Annotated in this window: 10 protein-coding genes; 3 read left to right on the top strand and 7 right to left on the bottom strand. The window is 24.9% G+C overall.

From position 1 onward, the window contains the following. Positions 1-1,142 precede the first annotated feature (1,142 nt). Positions 1,143-1,664, top strand: a complete 522-nt coding sequence (locus tag MarbSA_RS03690) for a MogA/MoaB family molybdenum cofactor biosynthesis protein (RefSeq protein WP_221061879.1) — start codon at positions 1,143-1,145, stop codon at positions 1,662-1,664. A 102-nt stretch (positions 1,665-1,766) separates the two neighbouring features. Here the strand turns inward: MarbSA_RS03690 and pyrE are convergent, their stop codons facing one another. The 4 genes from pyrE to MarbSA_RS03705 form a co-directional block, all read right to left on the bottom strand. Further along, positions 1,767-2,291 (bottom strand): orotate phosphoribosyltransferase, encoded by a 525-nt coding sequence (pyrE, locus tag MarbSA_RS03695; RefSeq protein ID WP_054835411.1) that lies wholly within the window; start codon positions 2,289-2,291, stop codon positions 1,767-1,769. A gap of 471 nt (positions 2,292-2,762) precedes the next feature. Next, positions 2,763-2,996, bottom strand: a complete 234-nt coding sequence (locus tag MarbSA_RS03700) for a PRC-barrel domain-containing protein (protein ID WP_054835412.1) — start codon at positions 2,994-2,996, stop codon at positions 2,763-2,765. Positions 2,997-3,250: 254 nt separating this feature from the next. Continuing rightward, a complete protein-coding gene (locus tag MarbSA_RS10410; RefSeq protein ID WP_263641191.1) occupies positions 3,251-3,382 on the bottom strand; it encodes a symporter small accessory protein in 132 nt (43 codons plus the stop codon). A gap of 168 nt (positions 3,383-3,550) precedes the next feature. Continuing rightward, positions 3,551-5,161, bottom strand: a complete 1,611-nt coding sequence (locus tag MarbSA_RS03705; protein WP_221061880.1) for a sodium:solute symporter family protein — start codon at positions 5,159-5,161, stop codon at positions 3,551-3,553. An 847-nt stretch (positions 5,162-6,008) separates the two neighbouring features. On the opposite strand from MarbSA_RS03705, the gene MarbSA_RS03710 reads away from it, so the two are divergent. Continuing rightward, entirely contained in the window at positions 6,009-7,310 is a 1,302-nt protein-coding gene (locus tag MarbSA_RS03710) for a phenylacetate--CoA ligase family protein (protein WP_042701742.1), read from the top strand. A 111-nt stretch (positions 7,311-7,421) separates the two neighbouring features. Then, positions 7,422-7,853 carry an ACT domain-containing protein gene (locus MarbSA_RS03715; protein WP_221061881.1) on the top strand — a complete coding sequence of 144 codons (432 nt, stop codon included), beginning with the start codon at positions 7,422-7,424 and terminating at the stop codon, positions 7,851-7,853. 74 nt (positions 7,854-7,927) lie between these two features. On the opposite strand, the gene MarbSA_RS03720 is transcribed toward MarbSA_RS03715, so the two are convergent. The 3 genes from MarbSA_RS03720 to MarbSA_RS03730 all read right to left on the bottom strand — a co-directional run bounded on the left by MarbSA_RS03720 (position 7,928) and on the right by MarbSA_RS03730 (position 11,085). Beyond that, a complete protein-coding gene (locus MarbSA_RS03720) occupies positions 7,928-8,212 on the bottom strand; it encodes a hypothetical protein (RefSeq protein WP_042701748.1) in 285 nt (94 codons plus the stop codon). A gap of 131 nt (positions 8,213-8,343) precedes the next feature. Next, positions 8,344-8,949 (bottom strand): indolepyruvate oxidoreductase subunit beta, encoded by a 606-nt coding sequence (locus MarbSA_RS03725; RefSeq protein WP_054835293.1) that lies wholly within the window; start codon positions 8,947-8,949, stop codon positions 8,344-8,346. Positions 8,950-9,000: 51 nt separating this feature from the next. Further along, complete coding sequence (locus MarbSA_RS03730) at positions 9,001-11,085, bottom strand: thiamine pyrophosphate-dependent enzyme (RefSeq protein WP_221061882.1); 2,085 nt, start codon at positions 11,083-11,085, stop codon at positions 9,001-9,003. Positions 11,086-11,579 lie beyond the last annotated feature (494 nt).

Raw genomic sequence — 11,579 nt, forward strand, 5'->3', positions numbered from 1 at the left:
AATTTAAATTTAAAATTATTAAGAACAAAGTTTTTATTATTAATTAAAAAAATAAATATAATACTCTAATAAAAATAAGTAGAAACCATAATTAGTTATAGCTTTAGAGAATATTATAATAGACATTATAAACATTAGAATAATTAATATATCTATTTTAATATTTGAACATTATCGAATGAATATAAATATTAAATATTATAATTAAACTAATTATAAAAGCTTAAAGCTAAAATAAAGATATAATATTAAATAAAAATAGAAAAAAAGAAATATGAACAATTTTTGATACTTTACATAACATTTATATGTGAGTAAATATATAATAATAACTTGAAGGGTAGGGTCTTATCTTAACTCTTATTATCATAACAAAAATTGGCATTGAATCCGCCTCCAATCCAATTTTGGTCCCTACCCTCCTCACTATATTGTTCTTTTTTTAAAATAGCTTAAACTCTATTTAATGAATGTGTTATAAAAAATAATTAATAATAAAAACTTTTTTATTAAATAAAAAGATTTTCATTAAATACATGACAATAACACATTATTTGTTATTAATGATAATATTGAATAAAATTATAATAATAATATTAAATAAACTGATAATATTTAATAATTACTAATATTAAATGTCTATTTAATACCTAAATGTACTATTAATATATAATAAGTATAATATTACTACTTAATATGTGTAATAATAATACTCAAATAATACTCAATAAATGCATAGTCAATAACCGTAATACTCAACAATTATAATATTTTAATAATTATAATATTTAGTAATTGTAATATCAATATTTAACAAATGTAATAATACCAATAAAAATAGTATTAAATATAATACTTAAGATATTGAGTAAATGTTTAGCTCAATAGTTTATCTAAAAATAGATTATTGAATTAAAATAACTAATATTAAGTTTATATTAAAAAGGCATTAATATATTATTAATATAACTATCAATAATATAACAGTTGATTAATAGAATAATGTAACAATTAAGTATTAATATAACAATCTTATTATTAAAATCAGTTGAAAAATGATTTTAAAAAATATTCATTGAAAAAACCTAAAATAAATGAATAAAACAATCTTATAAACCATATCTAAAAAGGAGAGCTATAAAATGAAAAGTGAAACAATGGAAGAACATAAAAAGAAATCACCAATTAAAGTGAATTGTGGGGTTATAACCCTCAGTGATACAAAATATAAGGATAAACAAAACGGTGTAAATACTGACCTCTCAGGAGAAATAATAGTTGAAGAATTAAAGAAAAAATATACTGTAAAATCCTATGAAATAATCCCTGATGAAAAAAAACAATTGTTAAAAATAATTGAAAAGATGAAAGCTGAAAATATTGATGTTATACTTACAACTGGAGGTACAGGGATTGGAAGTAGAGATATAACAATTGAAACTGTAAAACCTCTTTTTGAAAAAAAAATAAATGGTTTTGGAGAGATATTCAGATTAAAAAGCTATGAAAAATTAGGTTCAGGAGCTATGTTATCACGAGCAGTTGCAGGAACTTATGGGAAAACTATTATATTTTCAATGCCAGGATCTCCAAATGCAGTGAAATTAGGAATATCATTAATTATTGATGAATTAGGACACTTAAAAAAGCATTTAAATGAATAAAAATAAAATTTAATACCCAAAATAAAAATAAAATTTAACACATAAATTATAAAAAAATATATAAAAAATATATAAAGAATATATAAAAAATTTATAAAAAACCTAAAAAAATTCATTAACTGATATCAAAGGTTCAATTAAGATTCCTTCATCGTTTAATGAAGAAATAGCTCCTTCTTCCCTATCAACAACAACAAAAGCTTTTTTTACAATTCCACCATTTTCTTGAATAGCTTTTATAGCTTTAAGTAGAGAACCTCCTGTTGTTGTCACATCTTCAACTACAACCACATTATCACCATCATTTAATTCTCCTTCAATAAGTTTTGAAGTCCCATAACCCTTTTTTTCTTTCCTTATCATCAAAAGAGGAATTTCAGACTTTAATGAAAGTGCTGTAGCAATTGGAACCGCTCCCAAAGCAGGTCCTGCAACTTTATCAATCTTTTCACTACTAATAGCTTGATCTATGAGTTCAGCTATAGTTTTCAAAATATTAGGTTCTGTTATAGCTTTTTTCATATCAATATAATAATTACTTTTCTTTCCAGAGGAAAGTACAAAATCTCCTGTTTTAAAAACATTATTATCTTTTAAAATACTAATTAAATATTCTTTTGAAGCCATCAAACCACCGAAAAATTATAAAATGAAATTAAATTCTTAAATCTAAAAATCTATAGCTAAATTAAAAGTCTACAAATAATATAAACAAGCTATATATAATCTACAAATAATCTAAAATTAACCTAAAATTAACCTAAAATTAGTCTAAAATTAGTCTAAAGTTAATTTACAATAATTTATAAAACATAAACATGCTTAAAATTACGAAAACATCAATATTAAAATTAGAGAACCAATAAAAGAAATATATAGGTATATAAAACACGTAAATATCTAAATAAATAGATTACTAAATTAGAATAATAAATACTAAATAAATAATAGATACTAAATAAATATTAGATAGATATAATATTAAATATACTTTTTAATTCATATAGAATTTTTAATTTATGCAAAATTAACATCTATTTAAGCTTAAAATTTATCTATTATACTAAAATTTTATATATTTAAAATTTTTATATATTGTTAATCAAAAGCATCTTTTAGAAGGATTTTATCTCCAATTTTGCTTATCATATCATAAGGAATTATATCTTCACTTTTAGAAATGTTCAAAGTTTCTGATATTCCGCCTTTTTTTAAAATTAAAGATTCTACTTCTTTTGTAACATCATTAAATTCAACATCAGATACTTTACCTATTAATACAGCGTCAGTATTAACAACTTCTTTCCCAACGATATTTTCGATAATCTTCATGTTTATTCCTCTAAAATAGTTACTATATAAAATATTCTAATATATAATTAAATAATTAGATATATAATTAAATAAAATTATTATTCAATTATTATTCAAAATATATAATAATTTACAATATCAATTAAATCTATGAATATATTTGTATATTACAATATTTAATATTTAGCATAAGTAACATAAATTAGTGGAAATTAAATTATAAAATTATAATAGAATAATAAGTTATAATAAGTTAAGAAATAATGAAAAAGCTATTCTTCAGAATAGTTTTCATCATCACCCTTATTCCAATTTATGATACCATAAACGACACATAAAAGTGTAGATAGTATTACAAGTAAATAACCACTTAAAACCCATGGATCAGGTATTCCTAAAATCATTTTTACACCATATATTAATAATTAATCTTATTTTAATAATTAACTTTATTTTAACAATTCATCTTACAACCAGTTTATATTAATAGTTGACTTATTTTAACAATTTGTTTAATAATTAATTTTATTTTAATAATTAGTTATAATAATTAAAAAATTAATTTAACAAAATTATTTTCCTTCAATTTTTTTATTTGATTTAAAACCTTTATAACATTTATCCAATTGTTCTTGATCCATTGGTTTTGTAAGTAAACTTACAACTATAGTAAATATAAATGATATTGGTACAGCCACTATTAATGCATCAATTGCTGGCCATGGCATAGCTGAAATAAGCATTGGTTGACCTGTTAAAAATTGACAAATACCTAGACCTTCAGCTGTTTTTCCATATACAAATATTAACCAAAAGAGACTTGTTACTGTACCAGAAACAATTCCTGCAATAGCTCCTTCTCTTGTGGTTCTTTTCCAAAACAATGCACATATATAAACACTTAAAAATGCTGCGGCACATATCCCATAAAAAAGAGCAGTTCCCTGAGCTACTACACTTCCTGGCAATATTAAACTAAGAACAAATGCTAAAACTACAGCTATTAAAATCCCAATACGAGTTAATGAGATTGATTCAATATTTTTTTTCTTTTTCAAAGTTTCATATATATCTCTTCCTAAAGAAGTTCCTTGAGCATGATATTGAGAACTTAAAGTAGACATGGCTGCTGCAAGTAATGTTAATAAAAATATATATACAAACCATTCTGGGAGAGCAAAATTAATGAAGGTTGGAATAATCTTATCAACATTTCCCCCAACAACGTCCACAGATATTTGACCCAGCGTATTAAAGAAATAAACATTCGATAAAGAACCAACTATATAAGCAGAACCAGTTATAACTGCTATAAATAGTCCTCCCATTAAAACCGCCCTATTAAGTTCTTTATCAGATTTAACAGTCATAAATCTGACAATAAGTTGTGGTTGGGCAAGTACACCGATACCAACACCCATAATAATTGTGGAAACAAGTGTCCACCAAAAAGGACTTCCCAAAGTTGGGAAAGTTGTCCATCCTGTTCCACCTAAAGCTTGAGCCGATGCTGGAAAGTGAGGTGCAAGGTTTGTAAGGGCTGTTTGAGATTCTGTAACTCCACCAAGAATCCAATAAGTAAATATAAGTAAAAAAATCATTCCAAAAAACATTATTGTTCCTTGAACAGCTTCAGTATACATTACTCCCCTTATTCCTCCAAAGATAACATAGAAAGCAACAAAGATTGATAAAATTAAAAGAGATAAAGTGAAACTAATTGAAAGAGAAGTTTCCATAAATCTTGCAGCACCAATAAGAACAACAGATGCATAAATAGGCATTCCAAAGAATATTATTCCACCACTAAAGTATTGAATAAATCTACTATCAAAACGACGGGAAAGAAACTCAGGAAATGTTAAAGAACCAAGATTATGGCCCATTTTTCGAGTTCTTTTACCCATAAATACAAATGCAATGAAAACCCCAATAAAAATATTTAAGAATACTAACCAAAGTAAACTCATACCAAATTGGCCTGCAATACCTCCAAATCCTACAATAGCGGCAGTACTTATAAAAGTAGCACCATAACTCAATGCCATTATATAAGGATGTGTTTTTCGCCCAGCAACCATAAATTCATCAGAAGATTTTGTGCTTTTCCAAGCTATATATCCAACATAGCCTACCACAAAAAAATAAACTAAGAAAACTATAGATAAAATTATTAAATTCATGAAAAAAACCTCAAAAGTATTATAACTGTTAATAGGCTACAATCAATATTATAACCACTAATATAAAACTACAAAGAATACATACTAATTAATAAAACTACAAACAATATAAGAGTCATTACTATGACTACCATTAATAATATAATCACTATTATAACTATAATCCATATTACAAATATAAACTAAATTTAAAAAATAATTTTAAAACTAAGAAACTGACTTTAAAAGTTTAAATTTAATCTATATATCTACAAAATTTCTTTTTGTACTTTAGTATTATATAAGCTTTTATACATGAATTTCTGATTATAAAATTAATATTCAATAGTTATAATAAATGTAATAAATAATAGTAAATGCATTAAGTAACTTCATTAAATAATTTTTAAAAAAATAAAAAATAAAGAAGAAAGAATATTAATCTATTGAAGAAAAAATATTAACCTATTTAAATATTAGAAAGATAAGCATTAAAATAATATTATGAAAAATAATATAAAAAACATAATATTAATAAAAATAATATTAATAAAAACACTATTTATAAAAATAGTATTATTAAATATGAAGTATTATTAAATATGAAAAATAATACTATGTAAAATAAATATTAGTAAAAATAATATAAGAAATATAATATTAAAAAATATAAATAAAAATATTAAAAATATTAATAAAAATATTAAAAACATGAATAATTTATTAATAAAAATATAAATTTAATATACTATATAAATTAATATATTAATAATTAAACTAATATATAAATGATATAAATTAATATATGTATACTATAAACTAATATATAATTAATATAAACTAATTATATATACACATAGGGATAAGTATGGCTTGGGATGAAAAATTAGAATGTATGGACCTAAAAGAAAAAAGAGAACTACAACTTAAAAGGTTAAAAGAAACAGTTAAAAAAGCTTATGAAAATGTTCCATTCTATAAAGATAAATTTGATAAAGCAGGGATAAAACCTGAAGATATTAAAACACTTGAAGATATAAATAAATTACCTTTTACAACAAAATCAGACCTTCGAGATGCTTATCCTTTTGGAATGTTTGCAGTTCCAGAAGAAGAAATTATAGAAATCCACACAACTTCTGGAACAACAGGTAAACCAACTGTTTCTGGATATACTGAAAAAGATCTGGAAATTTGGTCAGAAGTTAGTGCAAGAGCAATAACCATGGGACTTGGAACACGTGGAGATCGAATTCAAAATTGTTATGGGTATGGACTCTTTACTGGAGGACTTGGAATCCATTATGGAGGACATAAAGTAGGAGCAACAGTTATCCCTATTTCTGCAGGAAACACAAAACGACAAATTGAAGTGATGAAAGACTTTGAAAGTACGATTCTTACATGTACTCCATCATATGCACTTTACTTAGCTGAAGTTCTTGAAAAAGAAGGATTAACTCCAGACGAAATTAGTTTAAAGTCAGGAATATTTGGAGCAGAAATGTGGACTGAAGAAATGAGAGAAGAACTTGAAAAAAGGTTAGGAATCATTGCTCTTAATATTTACGGCTTAACTGAAGTTATTGGACCTGGAGTAGCTCAGGAATGCCCAGAAAAAACAGGACTACATATATCTGATGACCATTTCTATCCAGAGATTATTGATTCTGAAACAATGCAACCTTTAGAAGATGGAAAAAAAGGTGAGTTAGTATTAACAACACTTACAAGAGAAGGAATGCCAGTTATAAGATTCCGTACCAAAGATATAACCTCAATTACACATGAAAAATGTGATTGTGGTAGAACTCTAGCTAGAATGTCTAGAATTACTGGTAGAAGTGATGATATGCTTAAAATAAGAGGAGTAATAGTATTCCCATCACAAATTGAAAGAGCACTATTAAAAATAGAGGGGCTTACACCAAACTATCAAATCGTAGTTACAAGACCCGGACATTTAGATGAACTCGAAGTTAGAGTAGAAACTTCTAAAGAACTATTTTCTGATGAAATGAGAATAATGGAGTCTATAGAAGACAATATATCTAAAATCATTCAAAAAGAAATAGGATTACGTGCTAATGTCACTTTAGTTGAGCCAGAATCTCTTCCAAGAAGTGAAGGAAAAGCTGTAAGGGTAATAGATGAAAGAAATTTTGAATAAAGAATATTATAGGTTTAAATTAGAATAATATGGCCTATAATCTATTATTCATGTCATTTATTAATTAAGCATTGATAAAATTGAGGAAAATAATTATAAAAAGGGATTTCCATGAAAAACAAGCAAATATCTGTATTTATTGAAAACAAAGAAGGTAGATTAAAAAAAGCTATGGATGTTTTAGCAAAAGAGAATATAAACATTAGGGCTCTTTCCATAGCAGACACAACTAAATTTGGAATACTAAGACTAATAGTATCAGAAAATGAAAAAGCAAAAAAAGTCTTAGAAAAAAATAATTTTGTTGTAAAAGAAAATGAAGTTATTATAATAGAAATTCCAGATAAACCAAATGGTTTGAACACTATTTTAGGACATCTCGATGATGAAAATATAAATGTAGAATATATCTATGCATTTGTTAGTAAAAAAAGTGATGAAGCTATTGTTGTAGTAAGATTAGAAAATATTGACGAAGGAATAAAAGTTTTAAAAGAAAAAAAAGCCAACATACTAACTGCTGAAGACATAAAACTAATTTAGATAAGTTTAAACAATTAAGTTAAAATCTAAAAACTTTAAGCTAAATTTATTTAGCTTAATTAATTTAAACATTATTATTCAAGACTTTTCAAAAGTTCAGCAACTTCTTCTCTTTTATATCCTAATTTAACAAATAAATTAGCAATAGATTCTCCATCAGTTAATTCATTAATTTCATTCCATTTCTTAAAATCATTTCTTAAAATTGATTTTATTAATAATTGGATTGTTATTAATGTATCACTATCAATAGCAATTAAAATATCTTTTTCTTTAAAAAGTCCATTTGGATCAATTAATTCAAAGCTTTCATCAAGAGCATCTCTTTGAATAATTGCGTTTTTAATCTCGTAACTCATATAATCCCCTATATAATTAAATTACTAATAATATTTTAAATATATTCCTATTTTTATAATATTTATCCTATTTATCTTATATAAATCTATATAAAATTTATTTTAATAATAAAAATAATAAATACTTTAAACTAGCTACTTTTAACTATATTATAACCTTTTTCAATAGCATTTAAATTCATATTATGGAATTTAATGTTTAAATTATTTTTCATAGATTCTATAATTGATTTTTTTGAAAGAGGAAAAGTATCATTAGCTATAGCTGCACCAAGAAGAACCATATTCAGAGATAATATACTTCCAGATTCAATAGCTAATTTTTCTCCCTCAACAGGATATACCGAGTCATAATTTTCATTTAGACTCTCAGTAATACTATTGACACTTGGATAAACCTGATTAAATTGGTTTAAAGTGGATGGAATTATTGGAGATGTGTTAAATATGATTTTAGTATTTTTATTTGCCTTATCAAGAGCCCTTACAGCCTCAGATGGTTCAAAAGCTAAAATTATATCAGATTTAAATTTTTCAATTATAGAGCTTTTATATCCACCAATTCTCAATTCAGTAGATACTACACCTCCTCTTTGGGACATTCCATGAATTTCACTCATTACAACATCATAACCTTCATTCATAGCTGCTTCACCAATAATAACTGAAGTTTTAATTATTCCCTGACCACCAACTCCACAAATATAAACATTATAAGAATTTTCTTTATTAAGCATTATTTTCCTCCAGATAAAATTTAATCTATAGGTAAATATTAATATAGATAATTAGATATCTTTTTTAACACCAATAGCTTTTTCATCACACATCTGTACACAAACAGTACATCCTTTACAAAGAAGATCATCGATTTCCACTTTACCATCAACAATAGAAATAGCAGGACATGCTAAAGTAGTTACACAATTTTGACAGTTATTACATTTATTTTCTTTTATAACCATAGGTCTTTTTCTTTTTAATCCTTTAATAAGAGTACAAGGGTGTTTAGCAATTATAACAGATACTCCATCATATTCAAGTGCCCTTTTATAAGTATCAATAGTTTTACTTAAATTCATAGGATTAATAGTTTCTACAAATTCACAACCACAAGCTTTGGCGATTTCTTCAATTGAAATTTCTGGAGCTTGATTTCCCATTCCATCAACGGGAAGTCCAGGATTAGGTTGACCTCCAGTCATGGCAGTTGTACGATTATCAAGAATGGTTACTACAAATTTATGTTTATTATGAACCCCATTTATAAGAGGAGGTATTCCACCATGGAAAAAAGTAGAATCTCCAATAAAACTAACAATATGTTGATTTGTAGCAACTGAGAATCCACATGCATCACCAATACTAGACCCCATAGACAATAAATAATCAGTAGTTTCATAAGGAGGACTTACACCAAGAGTATAACAACCAATATCTGAAGAAAAAATAAGATTTTCATTTGAAATATTTAATTCTTCAGCTGCACGTCTAACACCAAAGTAAGTAGCTCTATGAGAACAACCAGGACATAATGTAGGAGGTCTAGAAGGTAAATTATCTTTTATATCTTTTAACCTTTTATTAATGTTTAAATCATTACTACTATTATTACTATTATTAATATTATTATTAATGTTATTACTATTACTGCCCTTATTAGTATTATTAATATTATTGCCATTATTAATAGTATTAATAGTATTAATAGTATTTATAGTATTAAAAGATGAATCAATGACTTTATTTATAGAATCTCTAACAATATCAGAATTAAATTCATGAATAAGTGGAAAATTACCATCTAATTTTCCAAAAACAGGAATATCAATTCCAACCTCACCAATAATAGCTAAAACTTCTTTTTCCATTATTGGATCAACTTCTTCAACTACAAAGATACCATCCAATCCTTCAATAAAATCTAAAACTAAATCTTTTGGGAATGGATAAGTAAAACCTAATTTTAAAATATTAAAGCCTAAATTAGCTAGATTATCCTCAACAACAACATCATAAGCATAATTAAAAGCACTACCACTAGATATTATTCCATATTTAGACTTAGGTTTAACATTTTCAGAATTAATATTTTCAAATGAATTAAAAATAAAGTTTAAATCGGAATTATTAGCTAATTCTTCAATATCTTCCATCTTAGCTACAAGTTTTTCATGCATTACCATAGAATTCTCTGGAACTGGAACAAACTGTTTTGGATCCTTTTTAAAAAAACCTTTTTCCCAATGAACGTTTTTGGCAAAATTAATATTATTAAAATCATCTGTTTTATTATTAATAATTTCAACATCACCCAATTCTACAACACCCCTCATATGAGAAATTCGGGTAGTAGTACGTAAAATTACTGGAATACTAAACTCTTTTGATAGTTCATAGCCATATTTCATCATATCTTTAACTTCTTGAGGGTTTGAAGGTTCTAAAACAGGACAATTAGCTAACCTAGCATAATGACGATTATCTTGTTCATTTTGAGAAGAAAACATAGAAGGATCATCAGCAGATAAAACAACCATCCCCCCAGGAGTTCCAGTATAAACTGCAGTTAAAAATGAATCTGATGCTACATTTAAGCCAACATGTTTCATAAATGTGAAAGATTTTAGTCCACTAGCAGCACTACTAGCTGCAACTTCCATTGCTACTTTTTCATTGATAGAAAATTCAAAAAACAATCCTGCATCCTTTGCAAGAATAGAAAGAATATTCCCAATTTCAGAAGAAGGAGTCCCAGGATATGTTGCAGCAACTGAAACACCAGCTTCAATAGCACCCCTAACAGCTGCTTCATTACCTAACAGAAATTCTTTATCTCCAGATTTACCATTCACTAATTGATTCAAATCCATTATTACACACCATAAATAATATAAACAGTATAAACAAAATAATTTAAGTGGTAAAAGACATAATACTATTATAAAACAAGTATTAAGCTAATCCATAAGTTAATCAATAATTATAAGTAATATAATAAACATACTATAATAATAAACATAAAATATAGTAAAGCATAATTATAATATAAAATCATAGCAAAGCATAAAATTATAGTATAAAGGTTAATTATAATATAAAATTTTATAATATAAAACTATAATTTATAATATGAAACTATAATAAAAATTATAACATAAAACTATTTTTAGATTAATTAATAAATATACTTTTTGAATTAAAAAGTAAAAATTAAAAAGATAAATATGGATTATAATGGCATTTAAAATTATAATTAAAAATAATAATAAAAATAATAAATATAATAATACAAATAATAATAGAAGTAATAAATATAATAATAAAAATAATAAAAGTAATAAAGATAACCATATAAATAATAATA

Source organism: Methanobrevibacter arboriphilus, assembly GCF_019669925.1.
GTDB lineage: Archaea > Methanobacteriota > Methanobacteria > Methanobacteriales > Methanobacteriaceae > Methanobinarius > Methanobinarius arboriphilus_A.

Excerpts from the sequence above, each read along its gene's own strand:
- MarbSA_RS03690 (WP_221061879.1), top strand. The coding sequence starts at position 1,143 with ATGAAAAGTGAAACAATGGAAGAACATAAAAAGAAATCACCAATTAAA.
- pyrE (WP_054835411.1), bottom strand. The coding sequence starts at position 2,291 with ATGGCTTCAAAAGAATATTTAATTAGTATTTTAAAAGATAATAATGTT.
- MarbSA_RS03700 (WP_054835412.1), bottom strand. The coding sequence starts at position 2,996 with ATGAAGATTATCGAAAATATCGTTGGGAAAGAAGTTGTTAATACTGAC.
- MarbSA_RS10410 (WP_263641191.1), bottom strand. The coding sequence starts at position 3,382 with ATGATTTTAGGAATACCTGATCCATGGGTTTTAAGTGGTTATTTACTT.
- MarbSA_RS03705 (WP_221061880.1), bottom strand. The coding sequence starts at position 5,161 with ATGAATTTAATAATTTTATCTATAGTTTTCTTAGTTTATTTTTTTGTG.
- MarbSA_RS03710 (WP_042701742.1), top strand. The coding sequence starts at position 6,009 with ATGGCTTGGGATGAAAAATTAGAATGTATGGACCTAAAAGAAAAAAGA.
- MarbSA_RS03715 (WP_221061881.1), top strand. The coding sequence starts at position 7,422 with ATGAAAAACAAGCAAATATCTGTATTTATTGAAAACAAAGAAGGTAGA.
- MarbSA_RS03720 (WP_042701748.1), bottom strand. The coding sequence starts at position 8,212 with ATGAGTTACGAGATTAAAAACGCAATTATTCAAAGAGATGCTCTTGAT.
- MarbSA_RS03725 (WP_054835293.1), bottom strand. The coding sequence starts at position 8,949 with ATGCTTAATAAAGAAAATTCTTATAATGTTTATATTTGTGGAGTTGGT.
- MarbSA_RS03730 (WP_221061882.1), bottom strand. The coding sequence starts at position 11,085 with ATGGATTTGAATCAATTAGTGAATGGTAAATCTGGAGATAAAGAATTT.